At 50.6% G+C, this 22,323-nt stretch carries 16 protein-coding genes; 15 read left to right on the top strand and 1 reads right to left on the bottom strand.

The window, feature by feature from the left end; all coding sequences use genetic code 11:
- The first annotated feature begins 142 nt into the window (after positions 1-142).
- Positions 143-1,255 (top strand): molecular chaperone DnaJ, encoded by a 1,113-nt coding sequence (gene dnaJ / locus RBH92_RS11110; protein WP_307932118.1) that lies wholly within the window; start codon positions 143-145, stop codon positions 1,253-1,255.
- 574 nt (positions 1,256-1,829) lie between these two features.
- Here dnaJ and RBH92_RS11105 read toward each other — a convergent pair.
- Entirely contained in the window at positions 1,830-1,982 is a 153-nt protein-coding gene (locus tag RBH92_RS11105) for a hypothetical protein (protein WP_307932117.1), read from the bottom strand.
- A gap of 395 nt (positions 1,983-2,377) precedes the next feature.
- On the opposite strand from RBH92_RS11105, the gene RBH92_RS11100 reads away from it, so the two are divergent.
- The 14 genes from RBH92_RS11100 (at position 2,378) to RBH92_RS11035 (ending at position 22,312) form a co-directional block, all read left to right on the top strand.
- On the top strand, positions 2,378-2,758 hold the full coding sequence (locus RBH92_RS11100) for an exosortase system-associated protein, TIGR04073 family (protein ID WP_307932116.1): 381 nt from the start codon (positions 2,378-2,380) through the stop codon (positions 2,756-2,758).
- A gap of 351 nt (positions 2,759-3,109) precedes the next feature.
- Positions 3,110-4,690, top strand: a complete 1,581-nt coding sequence (locus RBH92_RS11095; RefSeq protein ID WP_307932115.1) for a phage tail sheath family protein — start codon at positions 3,110-3,112, stop codon at positions 4,688-4,690.
- An 80-nt stretch (positions 4,691-4,770) separates the two neighbouring features.
- A complete protein-coding gene (locus tag RBH92_RS11090; RefSeq protein WP_292924259.1) occupies positions 4,771-5,229 on the top strand; it encodes a phage tail protein in 459 nt (152 codons plus the stop codon).
- A gap of 32 nt (positions 5,230-5,261) precedes the next feature.
- Positions 5,262-5,732 carry a phage tail protein gene (locus RBH92_RS11085; protein ID WP_307932114.1) on the top strand — a complete coding sequence of 157 codons (471 nt, stop codon included), beginning with the start codon at positions 5,262-5,264 and terminating at the stop codon, positions 5,730-5,732.
- 17 nt (positions 5,733-5,749) lie between these two features.
- Positions 5,750-5,914 carry a DUF5908 family protein gene (locus tag RBH92_RS11080; RefSeq protein WP_307932113.1) on the top strand — a complete coding sequence of 55 codons (165 nt, stop codon included), beginning with the start codon at positions 5,750-5,752 and terminating at the stop codon, positions 5,912-5,914.
- Positions 5,915-6,622: a CIS tube protein gene (locus tag RBH92_RS11075; protein WP_307932112.1), complete on the top strand. Its 708-nt coding sequence runs from the start codon at positions 5,915-5,917 to the stop codon at positions 6,620-6,622.
- Between the two features lie 2 nt (positions 6,623-6,624).
- Positions 6,625-8,415 (top strand): type VI secretion system tip protein VgrG, encoded by a 1,791-nt coding sequence (gene vgrG / locus RBH92_RS11070; RefSeq protein WP_307932111.1) that lies wholly within the window; start codon positions 6,625-6,627, stop codon positions 8,413-8,415.
- Between the two features lie 52 nt (positions 8,416-8,467).
- A complete protein-coding gene (locus RBH92_RS11065; protein WP_292924252.1) occupies positions 8,468-8,767 on the top strand; it encodes a PAAR domain-containing protein in 300 nt (99 codons plus the stop codon).
- A gap of 19 nt (positions 8,768-8,786) precedes the next feature.
- Positions 8,787-9,209 (top strand): GPW/gp25 family protein, encoded by a 423-nt coding sequence (locus RBH92_RS11060; RefSeq protein WP_307932110.1) that lies wholly within the window; start codon positions 8,787-8,789, stop codon positions 9,207-9,209.
- A gap of 18 nt (positions 9,210-9,227) precedes the next feature.
- The gene (locus RBH92_RS11055; RefSeq protein WP_307932109.1) at positions 9,228-13,070 is read left to right on the top strand and encodes a baseplate J/gp47 family protein; all 3,843 of its coding nucleotides are present in this window, start codon (positions 9,228-9,230) and stop codon (positions 13,068-13,070) included.
- Entirely contained in the window at positions 13,043-13,876 is an 834-nt protein-coding gene (locus RBH92_RS11050) for a hypothetical protein (RefSeq protein ID WP_292924249.1), read from the top strand. The genes RBH92_RS11055 and RBH92_RS11050 overlap by 28 nt, the downstream gene beginning before the upstream one ends.
- Before the next feature lies 1 nt (position 13,877).
- On the top strand, positions 13,878-14,204 hold the full coding sequence (locus RBH92_RS11045; protein ID WP_307932108.1) for a hypothetical protein: 327 nt from the start codon (positions 13,878-13,880) through the stop codon (positions 14,202-14,204).
- Positions 14,191-17,319, top strand: coding sequence for a hypothetical protein (locus RBH92_RS11040; RefSeq protein WP_307932107.1), 3,129 nt, complete (start codon positions 14,191-14,193; stop codon positions 17,317-17,319). The genes RBH92_RS11045 and RBH92_RS11040 overlap by 14 nt, the downstream gene beginning before the upstream one ends.
- Positions 17,303-22,312, top strand: a complete 5,010-nt coding sequence (locus RBH92_RS11035) for a contractile injection system tape measure protein (RefSeq protein ID WP_307932106.1) — start codon at positions 17,303-17,305, stop codon at positions 22,310-22,312. Before RBH92_RS11040 ends, RBH92_RS11035 begins: the two co-directional genes overlap by 17 nt.
- Positions 22,313-22,323: the final 11 nt, after the last annotated feature.

The raw sequence follows: 22,323 nt of genomic DNA, 5'->3' as shown, positions 1-22,323 counted from the left end.
TTTAAAACAACGATATCACTGCAGAGGCACACCAAGAAAGAGAAACTTTCCTGGTGTGTGCTCTGCGTTTTAACGTTAGATGCAAACATCAATAATCAAGAAACAGAATGCCCTATATCTGTCACGGTAGCAGGAAATCAATATGAGTAAGCGCGATTATTATCAAGTGTTAGGCGTCAGCCGCGATGCCGACGAAGCCACCATCAAAAAAGCCTATCGCAAACTGGCGATGAAGTACCATCCCGACCGGAACGCCGGCGATGTGAAATCGGAAGAGATGTTCAAAGAGGCGAAAGAAGCTTATGAAATATTGACCGATCCGAATAAACGCGCGGCGTATGACCAATTCGGCCACGCCGGGGTGGAAGGCGGCGCAGCGGGAGGAGCTGGCGCGCAAGGTTTCAGCGACGCCTTTAGCGATATTTTCAGCGACTTGTTCGGCGGGCGCGGCGGACGCGCCAACGTGCATCGCGGCTCGGATTTGCGCTATAACCTGGAAATTTCGCTGGAGCAGGCTGCGCGCGGTACTGAAACAAAAATTCGCATTCCAACAATGGAAATGTGCGATGTCTGCCATGGCAGCGGTGCCAAACCGGGTAGTTCACCGAAAACTTGTCCGACCTGTAACGGTCATGGGCAAGTTCGCATGCAACAAGGATTCTTCTCTATCCAGCAAACCTGTCCGAAATGTCACGGCAGCGGCAAGATAATTTCTCAACCGTGCGGCAGTTGTCATGGTGTCGGGCGTGTCAAGCAGCATAAAACGCTCAATGTGAAAATTCCCGAAGGTGTCGACGATGGTGATCGGATTCGCATTTCCGGCGAGGGTGAAGCTGGTGTCAACGGAGGCCCGCCGGGCGATCTGTACGTTGTTGTTCATTTGGCGGCACATTCGGTATTCCGTCGTGATGGCGATCATCTGCATTGCGAGATTCCGATCAGCTTTACCGTCGCGGCACTTGGCGGAGAAATCGAAGTGCCGACTCTGGAGGGGCATGCCAAAATCAAAGTGCCGGCAGAAACACAGACCGGTAAAATTTTCCGGTTGCGTGGCAAAGGCATCAAGGGTGTGAGAAGTCATGACAAGGGCGATTTGCTGTGTCATGTGGCGGTGGAAACACCGGTTAAACTGACAACCCGTCAAAAAGAATTGCTGGAGGAATTGGAAGCTATCAGCTTGAAAGACGGATCGCGTCACAGTCCCCGTGCAAAATCCTGGATGGACAAAGCGCGCGAGTTTTTCTCTGAAAAATGAAGCAGTTCGTTTGGGAAGCGCTGATTAATTCAACGAACGTGATGAAGGGCGAAGCGCACGGAACGCAACAACCGAGACATATCAATCTGATAGGCGAGGGAGTGAGTACCGCGCAACGAAGCAATTCGCTCGTGCAGTCAATTAATCAGCGCTTCCTTTGAATTCTCTGAAAAATGCAACAGACTCGAGTCCGATGAACGCCGATATTGCTCCGGAAGACGTAAATAGTGCTCATGCGGTCGAATCCGGAGCGAGTGTCGGAGGAAGAAGCCACTATGGTTTTATTTTACGTAGCAGGGTCTGCTGACATTGAATGATTTTCTTCACAACACCTCGATTAATCAGCCGGTTACAACAACACTGCGGATGCGGCGGATAACGATAGCAGCAGCCGCTGGCTATTATATTTGAGTCTTTATTGAGTCAGGCCAGGCGCATCCAACCCAATGTGGAATCGAACGGCGGTGATTTGAATCATCCATTGAGTCCGGTGATGGCGTTGATGATTAGAACCGTTCGGTTCCTTTTTTGCATCAGAAGCTTCAAGTTATTGAACCGTAACCGGCTCGATGAATTATTTCTTGGCCAGTAACATCATTGCGCTGATAAAGGAAATCAATAACCCCAGTAGCAACGGCGCCAGAACTGCGCCCTCGCCGGTTATTTCGTAATAGCCAAATAATATCAATGCGATGACTAATGAAACAATCACAATCGTTTTATACATCTAACGTTTCCTATCTCTATTAATTAGTTATCAATTCATTTCTTGCTTCCGGAATCAGCAGATTCCTGGATGTCCTCGGGCATAGTCGACTTGTTATTTGCGATACTTGTCATTAATGAACTGTGATACGAATAACCCGGCGACTAAAGCAATAATGCAATAAAAAGTGATTTCGATTAAATCCGACATTTTTCCGATTCTCCGCAACCAAGACACAAAGCTAAATCATACTATATCCATCAATGGAAATTGAATGGAAAAACGCGCTGACTTTTGTCGCGGACAATAATCAGATTCAAACAGAGTTGCAATCGCGCAAGCAACTGCTTCACTTTCGCTCGTTTCCATGGAATCATACCGGTCACTGCATTTATAACTCAAAAAGGAGTTTCATCATGAAAGCTGCCGTCCGCTTTACTTTCATATTATCTCTGTTATTGTTTTTTCCGGCATCAACATATGCAGAGAATATTACTGCCGACATCTACTTTAATAGAGCGGGTACAAAGATCGTTAGCGGTATTGCCAATGTAGCGACCGGGTGGATGGAGTTACCCAAGAATCTTGCGATCTGGAATGAGAAGGATGATCAGATCGTGATAGGCACCATTAATGGATTGCTTTGGGGCATGTTTCATACGGTCGGACGTACAGCGAATGGTGCGCTGGATTTCGCTACGTTCTGGCTGCCGACTTATCCAATTCCCGATCCGGTGTACATTTGGGAAGATTTCTGGAAAGAAACCGACTATCTTGGCTGGCGCATGGCGAGATAGTTGAGGGAAACGCTGGTTAATTGACTATACGAGCGAATCACTCCGTTGCGCGGCACTCGCTTCCTTGCCTATCTTGTTGATATGTCTCGATTGCTGCGTTTCGCGCGCCTCATATTTCATCTCGTTTGCCGAATTAATCAGCGTTTCTTTGGATTTTTCCGGAGCGGCGCATCAGATCTGGGCTTTTTCCGGTTTTACAATTTTCTTGAGGTTTCGCCATTCTTCCGCTAAGCTGTGATATGTTAAATTGAAATAGAGAAAATAAATGTAACGCTGTAATATTTATCAGTTTTGTCGGGTTTAAAAAGCATGTTGTAGAGCGCTACTCATCCAATCAATAAGGAGCTGGCTATGGGGCAGTATAAAACACCGGGTGTTTACATTGTTGAAAAAAGTGCGTTTCCCAATTCCGTCGTAGAAGTCGCTACAGCTGTACCGGCGTTTATCGGGTACACGGAAAAAGCAAACAATAAAGGCAAATCCCTGTTAAACAAGGCATGGCGAATCTCGTCCATGTCCGAATTTATCAGCTTTTTCGGCGGACCGCCTAAGACGCAATATCAGATTGCTGAAGCTGCGGCTTCAGCTCCTGCTCCCGGCGGAAAAGATAAGGATAAAGATTCTGGTAAGGGTAGTGCAGTTGCAGCAGTGATTGAATCCGATTTCTCCAGTAACGATAAAGAATATGCACTGTCGCTTCAGGGCGCACGCTATTTTCTGTATCACAGCATGATGCTGTTCTTTCAAAACGGCGGGGGTGCCTGTTATGTCGTTTCTGTCGGCAATTACGAGCAGGAAATTGCAAAGCAAATTATTGAGAAGCCTAAGCTGAGCGCGGGGATCGACATCCTGCTAAAAGAACAGGAACCGACCATGGTGGTAATCCCGGATGCGGTATCGCTGGCCGAGCCGGATTGCATCGCGTTGCAGCAAGCAATGCTCAGCCACTGCGGACAAGTGATGAAAAACCGTTTTGCCATTTTGGACGTGTTCGACGGCTACAAGGAAGCGCAAGACAGCAGTTGTATCGAGAATTTTCGCAACGATCTGGGTACGAATAGCCTGGACTTCGCAGCAGCCTATTATCCTTGGCTCAACACTTCGATTGTGCAAACCGGCGATTTGAGTTTTGCCAATGTTTCCAATCTGGATAAGTTGAAAGAATTACTCAAAGCCGAGACTGACGGTAGCGATCTGGATGACAAGAAAAAAGGCGAGATCAACGCCAAGATTGCCGAAATTGGTGTGACGCCGAAAACGGATAAGATGTCCAGCGATGAAGATCTGCACAAAATTCTCACCGCAGTTTGCCCGCTATACAAGAACATCATCGAAAGTATCAAACTCAAGTTGAATTTGTTGCCGCCCAGTGCCGGTATGGCCGGGGTCTATACCATGGTCGATAATTCCCGCGGCGTGTGGAAGGCGCCTGCGAACGTCAGCCTGAATGCGGTGATCTCTCCTTCAGTGGAAATCACGCATGCGCAACAAGAAGATTTGAATGTGACGACTGCCGGAAAATCGATCAATGCGATTCGTACTTTCATTGGCGAGGGTACGCTGGTTTGGGGGGCGCGCACACTCGACGGTAATAGTCTTGACTGGCGCTACATCAACGTGCGCAGAACCATGATCATGCTGGAAGAATCGATCAAGCTGGCGACCAAGGCCTATGTGTTTGAGCCGAACGTTTCCAATACCTGGGTTACGATCAAAAGCATGATCAGTAATTTCCTCACCAGCATCTGGAAACGGGGTGGTTTGGCTGGTGCAACACCGGATGACGCCTTTGGTGTTTATGTCGGTTTGGGCGAAACCATGACGCCGCAGGATATTCTGGATGGTATGTTGAAAGTGACTGTGCTGGTCGCATTGAGCCGTCCGGCAGAATTTATCGAAATTACTTTCCAGCAGCAAATGCAGAAATCTTAACCTGAAAGTTAAGCTGTTACTAATGCAGTTGACGAACACGACATTTATTTCTTAATCAATAAAATAAGCAGGAGTAAATCATGGCAGATGATGGATCAGCTCAATCGACTACAGTTTGGCCCATGCCGAAATTCTATTTTCAGGTTAAATGGGATTCGCAAGTGATGCGGTTTCAGGAAGTCAGCGGATTGGATATCCAATCCGAAGAAATTAAATACCGTCATGGCGATAGCCCGGAATTTTCAGTCATTAAGATGCCGGGCATGAAAAAATTTGGCAATATCACCATGAAGAAAGGCATCTTTAAAGGTGACAACAAGTTCTGGGACTGGTTTAAACAAATCAAGATGAACACGATCAAGCGTTTGCCGGTCACGATCAGCCTGCTCGATGAAGGCGGTAAAGCGACGATGGTTTGGACATTGACGAATGCCTGGCCGACAAAAATTACCGGTACTGATCTGAAATCCGAAGGTAACGAAGTGGCGATCGAATCCATTGAAATTGTGCATGAAGGCCTGACGATCGCCAACAGCTAATCGCAAGATCCAGAAAGCAGATGAGCGGTTCGATGAATTTGTCACTGTCGGGCAGTCCTTATCCGCCATCTGCTTTTTATTTCAAGGTTGTTATCGGACCGCCCGCTGGCTTAACGGTTGATACTTCGTTTCAGGAAGTTTCCGGGATCGATATTGAGATGGATGTCGAAACGGTAATCGAAGGCGGAGAGAATCGGTTTGTCCGGCAATTGCCGAAAGGCACCAAACACTCGAATTTATCGTTGAAGCGGGGGATTGCCGCTTTAGATTCACCACTGGTGATATGGTGTAAAACGACGCTCGAGTCCGGTCTGAATTTGGTGATTAAGCCCTTGCCGGTGCTGGTGTACCTGATGAATGAAGATAAAGTACCGATCCGTGGCTGGTCTTTTGACTCGGCTTATCCCTTAAAGTGGGAAGTGGAAAGTTTCGGGTCGACCAAAAACGAAGTGGCGATCGAGAAAATCGTGCTGAGCTATACCGCTTCATCCCGCATCATTTAGCGCGTCAGAATAAGAAGATGTCTATTGAAATTAAGCAATTGCTGATCAAATCGAACATTGTCCAGAGAACCAAGCTGGAGGATCCGGAGCTGCCGGAGGAATACCGGGAACTCAAGGAAGATATCCTGTCGGAGTGCCGGCGCATGATTCATGATTCTCTGCAGCGGAAGGAAGACCGCTAAATGCTGCTAAGCGGCACGAAAACACTGCTGACGATTTCGCCGTGCGTGGTCAATAACGGCAAGATCAGTGTCGACGGTTCCAGGCAAAAATTTGAAGCGATGATCAATCCTGCGGGTTATGAGCATACGCTCCGGTTAAGTTATTCGAAAAACCGGGTGCTGGGTCAACCGGGTACGGAAACCAAGTACGATATCAGTCATCCGGAGAAATTCTCGCTCAAGGAATTGATATTGGATGCTACCGGCGCGGTGCGTGCCAATCCGCTGGATGTGATCAGCGATCCGGTGCCGATCAAGGATCAGGTCGACTTATTGAAAGACGTCGTTTACAACTATCAAGGCAGTAAGCACGAAGCGCCGATTGTGCAAGTGAAATGGGGCGAATTGCTGTTTTACGGGCGGGTGGAAACCCTGAAACTGGATTATACCTTGTTCAAACCGAGTGGCGTTCCGCTCAGAGCAAGAGTTACACTGACATTTGTCGAATATCAAAGCAGCGAGGAAATCTCCAAAGAAGCCGCGACCGAATCGCCGGATTTGACGCATCTGATAGAAGTCAAAGCCGGTGACACTCTGCCGCTGCTTTGTTATCGCATTTATCAGGACTGCGGTTACTATCCGCAAGTCGCCAAGATCAACAACCTGACAAATTTTCGTGATCTAAAGCCCGGGATTAAGCTTCAATTTCCGCCATTGAGTGGAGGCTGATTATGGCAGATTCTCCATTGATGAGCAGCACCGGGGTGGTCTCGGTAACCATTCAAAGTAACGGCGCTGCGATCGCCGACTCCATTCAAATCGTATCCATCGAAATTTTTTACGCGGTGAACAAAATTCCGCATGCCAGGATTATCCTGCTGGATGGCGATATGCCGAATAATGATTTTCCCGTAAGCAACGCCGACGATTTCAAACCCGGTGCGGAAATTACTATCAATGCCGGCTACGCCAATCAAACCGCCACGGTTTTTAAAGGTATCGTCATCAAGCATGGCATCAAAATGGACGGCGATAACTTTTCCCGGCTGATTGTGCAATGTAAAGATAAAGCGGTTGCCATGACAGTGGGGCGCAAGAATGCCAACTATGTCGATTCGAAAGACAGCGATATCCTCAGCAAAATCATCGGATCCTATAGCGGATTGTCGTCCGACGTGACCGCCACCACTGCCAGTTTTAAGGAATTGGTGCAGTATTACTGCACGGACTGGGATTATTTGCTCGCTAGAGCCGAAGTCAATGGATTCCTGGTGACAATCGATGAAGCCAAAGTCAGCGTTAAGGCCCCGCAAGTGAGTGGTGAACCGGTATTGACGCTGACTTACGGGATCGATCTGATGGCATTTGCCGCAGACATTGATGCGGCGGCGCAATATTCGGAAGTTAAAGGCGCGGCATGGAGTTTAACGGATCAGGCAGTACAAGAAGCTCAAGCCGCTCCGGACAATCTGACCAGCCAAGGAAATCTGACAGGCAGTGATCTGGCCGGCGTGATCGCGGCCAATAATTTCCGCTTGCAATCGCCGGTGCCGCTCGACGATTCGGCATTAACCGGCTGGGTTAAGGGACAGCAAGTAAAATCGGCTTTGGCGCGGATCCGGGGTTACGCGTCGTTTCAGGGCAGCGCCAAAGCGAAAACCGGCGAGTTGATCGAATTGAAAGGTGTGGGTAATCGTTTCAACGGCAATGTGTTGGTGACGGCTGTCAAACATGATATCAAGCAAGGTAATTGGGTCACGGAGATCGAGTTCGGCTTGTCGCCGTTATGGTTTACCGAGCAGTATAAAACCGAAGCGCCGCTCGCTTCGGGGTTGACGCCGGGGGTCAACGGCTTGCACATCGGGGTGGTGAAAAAGCTGGATGCGGATCCGGACGGGCAATACAAGATCCAGGTATCGGTTCCGGTGATGCAGCCGGATACCGAAGGCGTGTGGGCACGTCTGGCGAATTATTATGGTTCGAATGGTTTTGGCGAGTTTTTTATCCCGGAAATCGGCGATGAAGTGGTGCTGGGCTATTTCAATAACGATCCTTCGCACCCGGTAATTTTAGGGAGTATGTACAGCAGCAACCACAAACCGCCGTACGAGTTGACTGCCGACAATTACATCAAGGCCGTGGTGACAAGAAGCAAGCTGAAGCTGGAGTTCGACGACGAGAAGAAAGTCATCACGCTGATTACTCCTGCCAATAACAAGATTGTCATCAACGACGATCAAAAGTCGATTCTGCTGCAAGACCAGAATTCCAACAAAATTGAGCTCAATTCCAGCGGCATCGTGATCGACAGCCCTAAAGATATTAAGATCAGCGCCAAAGGCAAAGTGACCATAGATGCCGTCGGCAACATCGAAGCAACGGCGCAAGCGGATATCAAGTGCCAAGGTTTAAATGTCAATCATCAGGCCAACGTCGGCTTCAGCGCCAAAGGCAATGCGACTGCCGAATTGTCCGCCAGCGGGCAAACCACTGTTAAAGGCGGTATTGTCATGATTAACTGACACCGCGCACGGCGATCTAAAATTTACCGGTTGACAAAGGAGTATCAGAATCATGCCGCCAGCTGCCAGAATTACCGATATGCATACCTGTCCGATGCAAACCCCCGGTGTTCCCCCGATTCCGCATGTTGGCGGTCCGATCAGCGGACCCTGTGTTCCCAATGTGTTGATTGGAAACCTGCCGGCTGCGGTCGTGGGGGATATGTGCGTGTGTGTCGGGCCGCCCGATACGATTGTGAAAGGTTCGGCTACCGTCATGATCGGTAACAAGCCGGCAGCCAGGATCGGCGATACCACCGCACACGGCGGTGCGATCGTGGTCGGTTTGCCGACCGTGATGATTGGCGGTTAGAACCGGAGCCAGATTCGCCATGACTGCCGACAAATCCTTTCTCGGAACCGGTTGGGGATTTCCTCCCGAGTTTCAGATCCATGGAACGGTGAAGCCTGTTTCCGCTGAAGAGGATATCCGGGAAAGTTTGTATATTTTATTATCGACCAACCCCGGAGAGCGGGTGATGCAACCAACCTACGGTTGCGGTTTGAAAACGCAGATATTTGAAGAAATCAATGAAACCGCGGTAACGGTGATGATCGATCTGGTTAGGCGCGCCATTCTGTTTTTCGAACCGCGAGTCATCGTGGAAACGATCACCGTCGAATCGGATAATGCAAACGATATCTTGAATGGACTGATAAAAATAAACATTTCTTATATCGTACGGGCAACCAATAACCGCCATAACATTGTATATCCGTTTTATTTCACGGAAGGAACCAACGTTGAATTGTAATTTATTCGGGTAAACGGGATGAAATCGCTCAATGATTCATTAATTGATCAACTGCACATTAGCGACGGCCGGAGTCAGCAAAACAGACGATTGCCGGCTTTGCAGCAAGATTATTTTAATGTTTCGGAAATGCAGTTTCATACACTGTTGGCTTTGCTGGCGGATTATGCGCAGGCAATGAATTTTTTTAACCTGGAGCACCGGATTTCCGGAACCTGGAAGCAATTTTTCTCAGTGGATGAAACCGTCGTCATCGCGACAATGCTGGCGGTCGATTTGAAGAAATTGACAGCGGCCGGAGCGGCTGAGTCAAGCGCGGAAAGTGCTGACAATCCGGTAATTCAGGCGCTGCAGCCGTTAGCCGGCAAAGAAGTCAGCCGGCATGTGATGGCAGCCTATACCGCGCTGCATTTGCTGGATCAGTGGTTGCAGAAATTGGCAACGCCGCATAACCAAGTTGGGATAGAGCTACGCAAGATTCTGGAAAGTGTGATCACCGGACTGAGGAAAGATGTCGATGTGCTTTGGCAATATTTAGCCGGATATCTGGAAGGTTGCGAACAGCAACAAGTTTTTTCCACAGATTTAATTGACTTGGTGTTATCCGCTGAGGAAAAGCCGCGAACGCATCGTGAAACCGGCATCGTCGAGATAACCGATGTTGCAACAATCCGGTCGAGTCATTATGCATTTGTGAAGGCCATTGAAATGGTGCAAAGTAATGCGGCCGAACTGCTTTCATCCGCTTTGCGCAGCGGCGATCATGATCCTGCGGTCGGTTTGCTGTTTGCTTTTTTGCAGCTATTCCAGAAACTGCAAAAAAAATTAAACCGGTTCACGTTGAATTATGTTGATTTTTACTATGATCAGGTGCTCAAAGTTCAGCGGCGTGATTTTTCCCCGGATTATGTTTATCTGGTAATCGCGCCCAATAAAAAGAATTTTAATGCTCTGATTCCACGGGGAACCGAATTTCTTGCGAGATCGGATGAAGAGAACCGGGATATTGTTTACGCGTCCACCGCTGATGTCGCAATTAATGATGCAGTCGTAAACTCGATTTATACGCTGTTCTTTAAAAGGGATGCGATGAATTTTCCAGAAAATAATTTACTGGAAAAAACCGGATTGGATGGCCGATCCGATGAATCCGCGAGACAACTGGCAACCGGATGCTGGCTGCAAAGTATTCCGTTGCCGCTAGGGACGAATGCCGCCGGTCAGGGACAGATGACCGCTTACCCATTGTTCGGAGCAACCAGAGAAGGCGAAGAGAATGTGCTGACGCAGCAAGCGGATATCGGTTTTGCATTCGCCAGCAAGGTGTTGCTATTGAAAGAAGGGAAGCGGACGGTAACGGTTGAAATTTGTTTCAGGAATAACGGACTGACTTTTGAGCAATGGCTTCAAAAAATTGCTGAAGCCATGCACTCTGGCGGCGGTTGCACTGAAACCTTGACGCATATTCAAGAACAGCAAGCTTTTTTTAAAGCGTTTAAGGATGTTTTTGTAATCAGCTTATCCACTCAAGCCGGGTGGCAGGAAGTACCGGAATATTCGCCTTGTTACTTAGGAATCGACCCGCGCCAGCAATCCAATAGTTTGCGCATAACCTTGTTGCTGCCGGAGAGTTTTCCAGGAATTGCCGCGGTCAGTTCCGATGTTCACGGAACGGATTTTGATACCGGGTTACCCGTTATCCATTTTCTATTAAATCCCCGGAGCTATTTGTATCCGTATGGGATTTTTTCCAGACTGGAAATATCGTCGGTTGAAATCGGGGTCGAAGTCGAGGGTTGCAGAACCCTGCAACTTTTCAATAATATCGGACAATTGTCGCCGTTGACGCCGTTTGCACCTTTCGGCCCGATCCCGGAAACCGGTTCGTATTTGGTTGCCGGGTGTCCGGAAACGGCCGGTAAACACTTATCCGACTTTAGTATCACGCTTCAATGGGGAGGTGTTCCCGCCACACTCGGCGGGTTTAGATCCTACTATCAAGGTTACGAGTTATCCGGAAATACTGATTTCCTGGTAAGCGCCACAGTTCTGGCCAATGGCAAATGGTTGCCCGAAAATGCCGGATCGGCTAACGTCAGCTCGTTATTTGAAATCAATACCGGCTTGGACGGCGGCAGTGAAATCAACGAACATCGCCAGCTATCATGCCGTTCCATCATTTCCAACTGGAGTCCTGTGGAGTACCGCAGCTCTGGAAGTCCGTACAATTATTCGCCGTCCGCCCAAAAAGGTTTTTTTAAGTTTACACTGATCGCGCCAGCGCAGGCTTTCGGTCATCGTGAGTATCCGCAGGTATTGACGGAGGTATTGACGTTCAACGCCAAACAGAAGCATAGCCAGTTTCTGAAAAAAATGCCGAATCCTCCCTATACACCGATGATCGTGTCGATTTTTGCGAACTACAAAGCGGCATCGAAAATCATCGTGGGCAGGGAAGAAGCAAACTGTATCCCGGCGATGCAAGAGAAAATCATTCATTTGCATCCGCTGGGCTGGAAAAATGCAATGATTAACACGGATCGAAGCATTTTTTTACTACCGCACTATGCCTATTCAGGCAATTTGTTGATTGGATTGCAGGGATTGACCGATGGCGGCGCGATCACGCTGTATTTTCATTTGCGCGAGAATTCCTTGCCGATTAAGGATACTTATCTGAAAGAGTTGCGCTGGTTCTACATGGCCGATAACCAATGGCTGCCATTAAGCGCGAAGGAGATATTATCGGACTCCACCCAACGGTTTATGAAGTCCGGAATCGTCACGTTGCATATCCCGGCGGATATTACGCAGGAGAATACGGTGCTGCCGGCCGGATTATCCTGGCTGCGAGTGTCCGCTGAGCATGAGCTGGAAAATTTCTGTAGTCTCTATGCGATCCATGCGCAAGCGATAAAAGCCAGCAGGCAATCGGATCAGGGCACTCAAAGCAACTTGATCCGATTGCCGCCCGGTTCGGTAACGCGTGCCCGCAAATCAATTCCCGGTATCGGGAGCATCGGGCAAATCCAGGCATCGTTCGGCGGCGAGCCGGTTGAAGATCGCGATCAATTGCGCGTGCGTATCAGCGAACGCCTGAAACATAAGAAACGTGCGTTGCTGTCGGCGGATTACGAATTGCTGATACTGGAACAATTTCCGCAGATCCATAAGGTAAAATGCTTTCCCAGCATGGCTCCCGATTTTGTGTCCGCGCAGCAATTTTCTCCCGGTCATTTGATGATAGTCGGAGTGCCGTATCTGTCGCATGATGAAATAACGACGCAACGGCCGTTCTTAAGCGGGCAATTGATCAATGACATACAGGATTACATCAGTCGGCTCACCACGCCGTTCGTGGCGATCCATGTTTGTAACCCGGTTTATGAAGTGATCCAGGTGAGGTGCACGGTCAAGCTGAAAAATCCGCTCCTGGCGGGTTTGCATTTGAATCAATTGAATGCGGCGATTTCCGGTTTTCTGTCGCCCTGGAATGATGCGATTGGCAATACCCATCATTTTGGCTGGCGCATCAGCAAGCACGATATCGAATCTTTTATTCAGAATATGGATTACATCGACCGCGTGACCAACTTATCGATCTTGCGGATCGCACCCAAGGGCGAAGGTTATTTCGAGTTGTTCGATAGCGCGGCGCAAACAGGGGATGACATAGATTCCGGCGATGTCGCTCCAATTTATCCCTGGAGCATCGCGGCGCCGATTAAGCAGCATTTTATCGAAATGGATGACCGCTTCGATTTGATCGAACCGGAAATAACCGGAATCGGGGAATTGGAGATTGGCAGCACTTTTATTATTTCTGATGAAAAATGGCGCGAAAAGATAGAAAAACACTAGAAGCCAAATTCAAGAACGGAAGAATGCCATCGGAAGTCGCATTCGCCGATCTCATTGATTCAACGTTGAATCTGATTGACGACGGGTTCGAAAAAACCGTGGAAGACGGGCTTAAAGTCTCGCAATTAGGAGATGGAAAGCTGATGAGTTTTTATCAAAATATGTCGACGCTTAGTTCTATGTGGTTTGTCGGGATTGATAAGGCAACCGCGAATTTAAGTTTTGGCAATCCGAGCAACCCTCACGTATTGACTTTACGCAGCATCGACCCCGCGGATTCCGGATCCGCAAGCGCGGCCAAAATGGGCGTCGGAATTAATACCGCGGCGCCGCGATTTGAACTCGATGTTGCCGGAACGATTGCGTCTCATGGCCGGGTTGGGCAGCGCGGAGAATTTGCCGTTCCCGCTGATGGCAACTGGCACGATATCACCGAAATGCTGACGGGCTGTCAGGCGTTTGAAGTGGTTGCGGGTGTCGGCGGCAAGGATGCCGACGGCAAGTTTGCGCTGATGCACGCGTTTGCGCTGAATACCTATAATACCAAGGGTCATATTACCTATCATCAATCCCATTACGGGGCCAAATGTAACCGCCTTGAATTGCGCTGGCAGAACGGCGAAAACACCGAGAACTTCGAATATAAGTTGCAACTGCGGGTCGAGGCGGCGTATGGAGATAAAATTTGGGTCAACTATCATATGACCCGGCTTTGGCATGATCCGCTGATGTATGGAAGTGAGAAAGAACCCGAATCGGTTTATCCGCAGGTCATCCGCAAACGGCAGCAAACAACGGACAAGTAAGATGACCGGACGCACATTCATTATCAGTTTGAATCTGGAAGAAGGCAATGTGTTATTGGAAGCGCTCGCGGAATGTCCTTTTAAATCAGTTTTTGAATTGATCGGTAAATTAAACCAGCAAGCCAATCAATTATTTGCATCCGGTGCTTCTCCGCAGGAGCGGCAACCATTTAATTTTACCGAAGCGGAACTCTCGCTTTCGCTCAAGGCCCTGGGGAACCTGCCTTATCATCGCGTTCACAAATTGCTGGAAGATCTGAACTTGCAGATCGGACGTCAAGGTAATCAGCATTCAACCGCGGTATCAACCGGCTATGTCAACGTCTGATCAAATACCGCGGATTAGAATTGATCCGGATGGTCTTGATTTTGATACGTTAAGAAAAGAAGCGATCGGCAGCGTTCAGGAACTCAGCGGAAAAATCTGGACTGACTTCAATACGCACGATCCGGGCGTTACCATCCTGGAACATCTTTGCTACGGCTTGACGGATTTAGCGTATCGGACCGGATTTGAAGTGCCGGATTATTTGATCGATCAGAACAATAAGATCGATTACGCCCGGCATGCATTATTTTCTCCGGAAGCAGTTTTTCCCAGCGCGGCCGTTACAGAAACCGACTATCAAAAATTATTATACGATGCGATTCCCGAAATCGATTATGTTTGGCTGGAACCCTATGTTGCCGGGGAAGCTTCCGCTCCGAAGGGGCTTTATTCGGTTTTTGTGAAGCTGGATGAAACGCATCTGCAAAGTGGAACGGAAAAACCGAAACAGGATGATAGCCGGCTAAAGGAATTTCCGGCAAAACTTGAGCCGATCCGCCGGGCATCGGATCGGGTGCGCAGCCAATTCGATCAACTCGGTGAATATTTGGATGCCTGGCTGGAAACTGTGCAACGTGGACGGGATACGGTGAATGATTGCACCCCGGCAAGCCAGGAATCCGCGCAATTCGTCAACCAGCTGAACGAGATGTTGCGTCAGCTCGATCGAATTTTGTCCTGCATCGATAGCATTTGGAGCCGGATCGATAACCTCTGGTCGGTGATGATTGATTCTTTAGTCAGCGCCGATTTGGCTGTCCGTTTCGACGAGATCCTGCTGAAAATGCACGCGGTATTCGGTTATGCCAAACTGAATGAAACGCTGAAGAATGCTTTGGCGTTTTTACAGCCGGGTCCAGTAAAGCGTAAGCCAGCGAAAAATGATTGGCTGACGGCACTGATGATTCCGCTGTCAAAGTTTGAACGCGCATTGAACAAGCTGGATGAATTGCTGCAGGGGATCGGAAACGGCTTATTCACGCAAATTGAATTACCGGATAACGCCATTGCGGCGCCTGATGAAGCCGCGATTAAACAAAAAATACGTACGGTATTTTTGCAACATCGCAATCTCTGCGAAGATATTCAACGTATCGAAATCATTCATAGCATGCCTTTTTTCCTGGCGGGAGAGGTGGAGATTCAGCCGTCTTACAACCGGGCTAAGATTTATGCCGAAATTTTTCTTAAATGCGCGCACTGTATTTCTTCCGGCATACAGATCGACCGCTATGAATCGGTTCTCAGCCGGACGGGTGATTACGAGCGGATTTTTTGCGGCCCTCTGACCAGTCACGGGCATATCAGCGATCGTTGTTTTGAGGGATCGCAACAAGTACTGGGTGTGATTGATTTAATCAACTTGGTGAAACAAATCGAGGGAGTCGTTCAAGTCCATGAACTGTATTTGATCGATCTGGACAATAAAAAACACACCAGTATTTTCTACGATTCTTCCCGGTATGTTTTTCCGGATTTATGCTTCCCCAAATCGGCCAATCCGAAGCAGGTGCTGAAGCTGGTTCTTCCGCAAACGGCTAGTCAACGGCAAACCGGCCGCAGTATTTCCGGTTTTGGATCTTCCGGTGGCGGCGCTCAGGATGTCGAATTGCTCGAAGAAACGCGGCTGGAACTCCGCAAGTTAATTTTTGAATACTACGCTTTCAGGAATAACCGCGTATCGTTTGCGCAATTGATTCCGCTGCCCAAGGGACAGCAGCGGCCTCTGCAAGAATATTATTCGATCCAGCATCACTTTCCGGCGATTTATGGGATTAACCGCTATGGCATTCCGCAGTCCAAACCCCTTGCAGTGAAAGCACGGGCGAAGCAGCTAAAAGCCTATTTGTTTCCCTTTGAACAGCTCATGGCGGACTATTTGCAGAATCTGCAGGAATTGCCGCGATTGTTTTCACTAGACCCGGAGCTTGGCCAATCCTATTTTTCTCAATTTCTGGATGATCAAAATATTCCCGGCATCGAGCAACTTTATGCGGGTGGAAAAGCGTGCAGCCGGACTTTGCTATCCGCCGTTTTGGCGCGCTACGATGGCTACGCTGAGCGAAGAAACCGGCTGCTGGATACATTATTGGCGATGCATGGCGAAGAATATCCGCAAAAGTTGCTGCTGCAATTCGACTGTTACTGGCGAGAGAATCCAGAAGAATGGATTATTCATAATAAGATCAATTTTCTGAAGTGTATCCGGGAAATTACACGCGACCGGGGGTTGGGTTTCAACTATTCGGAACCTGCGGTACGGGTGGCCGGTCAGGCGGCAATTGAAAATATTGCCGGCGCTCATCAACGTATCAATATTCTGCTGGGACTGACACAATATCGCAGCATGCCCGCCATCACCGAAGTGTTACTGGCCAGAAACAGCCGCCTGATTCCCGATCGGGTGATGGCGCAAGCGGTCAATTTTCTTTCCGAAGAAATGGAACAATCGGCGGAATCTATCGTTGCGGAAGCAGGAAGATTCGCCGGCCTTTCGGTTCCGGCTTTATTACCGCCGCTCAGCGATAGCGTATTCAAAGAAGGAACCGAATTGCGCAATTACCGGTTAGTCAATTCGGGCGGTCAAACCTTGGTATGTCTAAAAACCGCGCAATCGGCGCGCCTTTGGCCACTGGAGATCAAGGACAGCCGGGATGAAGCCATCCGTTATGCTTATACGTTCAGCCATGCGTTGACGCAACTCAATATCGCCTGTGAAGGCTTTCATTTGCTGGAGCATGTTTTACTGCGGCCGCGAGGACAGGATCAACCGGATACCGCTCCCGTTCCCGGTTCCGGTTCCGGTTCTTCTTTCGATTTCCGGGTCAGTGTGATTTTTCCATCCTGGACGGCGCGCTTCTCGAATCCGGCATTCAGGAAGTTCGCGGAAGAAACCGTGCGCAGCAATCTGCCGGCGCATATTTTTCCGCAGTTTTACTGGCTGGATTTTGTTTATATGCAAGATTTCGAGCAGCGTTACCGGATATGGCTTGACTGCATGCGGCAAACCGATCCGGATCAGCCGGGTCTCAAACGGCTCAATAATGCGTCCAAAAGACTCATCGCTTTCCTGGTAAAAAATAGAAAGGAAAATGACCATGCGTGCTGGATTTAGCGATAAGCCGGCGGCGCATTGCATTGAAGCGCTTATTTTTGATTGTTCTTTTGATTCCATGGCCATTGCACAGACGTTCGAAGCGGATATGAATGTCTGGTTAACCACCCGGTTACTGCCGGTTATCGATAGCGTGCTTCTCGAATTTGACGAAACCGGCGTGGTATGGCGCATGGATCGGCTGGAACTCGATCTGGGCGATATTCCCGAAGACAATTTTTACGATGTGCTGATGCAGCGCTTGCGGGAAAAACTGAGCGAGTGTTTGCAGGCGCAACAAAATAAAACCCCTGATTCCGCGGCGGCAGCCTCGGCTCTGTTGCCTTTACAGCGTATCAGCCAATTGCAGTCGGATCTGGAACGATTGCGGGATTTCTTGCTAACCGGCGCTTTACCCTGGCACATCAATGGTGCAAATCGGCTGGCGCATGAAACTATGCTGCAACGCCTGTTGCAATCCGGGCCTGCCGGAGGGCTATTGGTTACACTGTTGAAACGTTTATCAACGGACGAACGGACAATCGCTGTGAAACGTCTGATTTCGCAGTTTCCCCGGCAGCATTTGGAAAATCTGTTATCCCACATGACCCCGATGCATGTCGGCATGCTCGCTGATTTTATCAAGGTTTACCGGCAAGCGCTTGTCGAGCGAGGCGATCTGCAGTATTCACCTGCTGAAGAATCGGCCGCGGCGTGGACCCATGTATTCGAGTTTCTATTGTCAGCCAACCGGCTGCCCGATCATCCGCAAGCGTTATTACACCAGTTGATCCATCAAAATGCGATCCGGCAACCGTGGCAAGAGCCGCGCCAGTTAGTGAAGCAGCTGGCGGCAACGGCGATTCAATGGGAAAAATCCGGAAAGATTGATCGTGTTTTGAGTGATGCATTGCAAAAACTCTACGCGGGTATTTCCGGACGGAAGCCTGGTGCGGGACATCATGATATCGCAGTCACTCGCAATCAGTCCGCGCGGCGGGCAGCTCTGGACCGGAAGACGCCGCTGGCGCGGATAATGGAAGCGTTGCGCGGGATGGGACAGATAGGGGAGCCGATCCTCAAATGGGCGGATCAGGAACCGGAAGTGTTCAGGCGGCAATTGCAGCAGTGGCTCAGCGCAGCGGCTGTGAGAGACGAAGTGATCAAGCTGCCGGACCGCGTGCTGCGAGACATCCACTTTGTGTTGTCGGAACAAGCGGCGTTGCTGCTGGAAAACTTGCTGAGTTACAGCGGCAAACTGTACAAGCTGAAGCAACAAGGCGGTGAACTGAGTCGTACGGAGTGGCAACGGAAATTGTGGATGGCCAGTTTGGCCTACTGGCCGGCGCAACCCGGTGCGGCATTTGAGCCGATGGGTTATCTGCATGCGCTGGCCCGCGGCATATCGGATGCAGCAAGCCCGAGGGAAATATTGCGCGCCTGGCTGGCGGCGCTGCAGCGCGCCAAATCCTACGGCACATTGGTCATGCAACTGCAATTGTCGATTGCGAATGTTCCCGGACGGCAAACGGCCAAAGGAAGCAGCGTAACGCACCGGATTGATGAGCCAGCGGAAGACGAAACCGCCTGGCTATTGCAACAGCAGCTCCTGACCGGCGCGGCTGATGCGGCGCAACAGCCATTGCGGCAACATCTGCAGCAACTATCGATCAAGCACCCGCAACAACTGCAGCATTTCTATCAGGATTTACGCCGCGGCCGCTACGATTTGACAGCAGCGCATCTGCGCGTGGAAGACTTGCGCAGCCTGATCGAAGGATTGTTGCAGACTGAAACGGCTACTTCAGATGCCGATCATCAGCTTTTTCTGCAAAGCATCGACCAGCGGGCGGTGCGGATAACCGGCATAACCGATCAGCGCGCCTACTACCGGAAGGTGCTGGAAGCGATGCTGCAGAACCGTGAAATTGACGTAGAGGCGATTGCAACAGCGGTGCAGCGGGACGCCGATAGCGGCGGCACCGAGAGTAAAGAAACCCCGGGCGATACGCAAGCCGCCATGGCGGAAGCGGAAGCAGCCAAGCCACGCAAAGCAGACCCGCCGCAAACAGCATTAACGGACAGCGCACCGGAGCGGCAGCTTGAAGCGGTGTATGCCGCAGCTTATCGAAAGCTATTGAGCGGACTGCAACAGGCCGGGCTGCTGCAAGAAACCGGACGGCCGAGCGTGACCGGCATGCGTGTTACGGAATTGCGGCAACGGCTGCGGGAGCTGCTAAGCAGCATGGAACTGGATGAACTGGCCGGTAAATTACCGCCGGCATTGGTACTCGAAATCATTTATTGGCTGCAACCGCAGGCGGCGCGGATCGTTGAAAGCTTGCTGTCGCATGGCGCCGAACTGCACGAGGTAGCGGATCTGGAAGTAACGCGGAATCAGGCGCAGTGGCGATACCGGCTGCAGCGGGCCGCAATTGCCGGCTGCCTGATGCAAGAAGATCAGGCATTCGAGCCGGCAACTTATCTCCGCGCACTGGCGCGTGCGGTATCGGATGGCACGGCACCGGAGCAAGTACTTCTAGCCTGGCACGAGAAACTGGAACAGATCAAAGCCTACGGTGCGTTGCACGCGATGTTGCAAACGATCGATGACTTGTCCCAAGTTACCCGGAATCCGGTATTGCCGGTTCCAACCGCAGCATCCAGTCACGCTGACAAGATGATGCCAGCGGCTGAAACTCAGCCGGCTGCGCTTTCCGGTGAGTTGCGATCAACACGGCGGGCAGCTCTGGACCGGAAGACGCCGCTGGCGCGGATAATGGAAGCGTTGCGCGGGATGGGACAGATAGGGGAGCCGATCCTCAAATGGGCGGATCAGGAACCGGAAGTGTTCAGGCGGCAATTGCAGCAGTGGCTCAGCGCAGCGGCTGTGAGAGACGAAGTGATCAAGCTGCCGGACCGCGTGCTGCGAGACATCCACTTTGTGTTGTCGGAACAAGCGGCGTTGCTGCTGGAAAACTTGCTGAGTTACAGCGGCAAACTGTACAAGCTGAAGCAACAAGGCGGTGAACTGAGTCGTACGGAGTGGCAACGGAAATTGTGGATGGCCAGTTTGGCCTACTGGCCGGCGCAACCCGGTGCGGCATTTGAGCCGATGGGTTATCTGCATGCGCTGGCCCGCGGCATATCGGATGCAGCAAGCCCGAGGGAAATATTGCGCGCCTGGCTGGCGGCGCTGCAGCGCGCCAAATCCTACGGCACATTGGTCATGCAACTGCAATTGTCGATTGCGAATGTTCCCGGACGGCAAACGGCCAAAGGAAGCAGCGTAACGCACCGGATTGATGAGCCAGCGGAAGACGAAACCGCCTGGCTATTGCAACAGCAGCTCCTGACCGGCGCGGCTGATGCGGCGCAACAGCCATTGCGGCAACATCTGCAGCAACTATCGATCAAGCACCCGCAACAACTGCAGCATTTCTATCAGGATTTACGCCGCGGCCGCTACGATTTGACAGCAGCGCATCTGCGCGTGGAAGACTTGCGCAGCCTGATCGAAGGATTGTTGCAGACTGAAACGGCTACTTCAGATGCCGATCATCAGCTTTTTCTGCAAAGCATCGACCAGCGGGCGGTGCGGATAACCGGCATAACCGATCAGCGCGCCTACTACCGGAAGGTGCTGGAAGCGATGCTGCAGAACCGTGAAATTGACGTAGAGGCGATTGCAACAGCGGTGCAGCGGGACGCCGATAGCGGCGGCACCGAGAGTAAAGAAACCCCGGGCGATACGCAAGCCGCCATGGCGGAAGCGGAAGCAGCCAAGCCACGCAAAGCAGACCCGCCGCAAACAGCATTAACGGACAGCGCACCGGAGCGGCAGCTTGAAGCGGTGTATGCCGCAGCTTATCGAAAGCTATTGAGCGGACTGCAACAGGCCGGGCTGCTGCAAGAAACCGGACGGCCGAGCGTGACCGGCATGCGTGTTACGGAATTGCGGCAACGGCTGCGGGAGCTGCTAAGCAGCATGGAACTGGATGAACTGGCCGGTAAATTACCGCCGGCATTGGTACTCGAAATCATTTATTGGCTGCAACCGCAGGCGGCGCGGATCGTTGAAAGCTTGCTGTCGCATGGCGCCGAACTGCACGAGGTAGCGGATCTGGAAGTAACGCGGAATCAGGCGCAGTGGCGATACCGGCTGCAGCGGGCCGCAATTGCCGGCTGCCTGATGCAAGAAGATCAGGCATTCGAGCCGGCAACTTATCTCCGCGCACTGGCGCGTGCGGTATCGGATGGCACGGCACCGGAGCAAGTACTTCTAGCCTGGCACGAGAAACTGGAACAGATCAAAGCCTACGGTGCGTTGCACGCGATGTTGCAGCACATGATTTCGCAATCTGCCGCAACTCCGGGATTTCACGAGGAATCCGGCGGGATACAGCGGCAAGAGGTAGGGGGCGCCGCCGCAGAGTTATCGGCGCATCAAGCATCGCCGCCGGTTAACTGGGATTCTCTTATGAAAACATCGCGATACGGTGATATCTACGAAGAGATCTTCATCGATAATGCCGGAATGGTATTGGCCGCGCCATATCTGCCGCGGTTGTTCACGCTGCTGGAATTGGTCGACGACGGCGTATTCGTTGACCGGCAAGCCGCCGAGCGGGCAGCACATTTGTTGCAATTTCTGGTGAACGGACAATCGCAGTCACCGGAATATCAATTGACGCTTAATAAGATTTTATGCGGTATCACTACCGGCATTCCGATTTGCCGGGGAATTGAAATCAACAACCGTGAACAGGAAACGATTGAAGGCTTGCTGCGCGGCATGATTCAAAATTGGAAAACCGTCGGCAATACTTCCATCAGCGGGTTACGCGAAACCTTTCTGCAGCGTAAAGGCGTATTGCAGTTAAAAGAAGACGGGTTATGGTATTTAACGGTTGAGCCGGGTGTATTTGATATGTTGCTGGACAGCTTGCCGTGGAGTTTTTCGGTGATCAAGCACGCTTGGATGGAACGCGCGGTTCATGTAACCTGGCGTTAAAGCATCGTGAT

Source organism: Nitrosomonas sp. sh817 (assembly GCF_030908545.1).
Classification (GTDB): domain Bacteria; phylum Pseudomonadota; class Gammaproteobacteria; order Burkholderiales; family Nitrosomonadaceae; genus Nitrosomonas.
The sequence above is the reverse complement of the archived record's forward strand: the minus strand, read 5'-3'. Positions and strand labels throughout refer to the sequence as shown.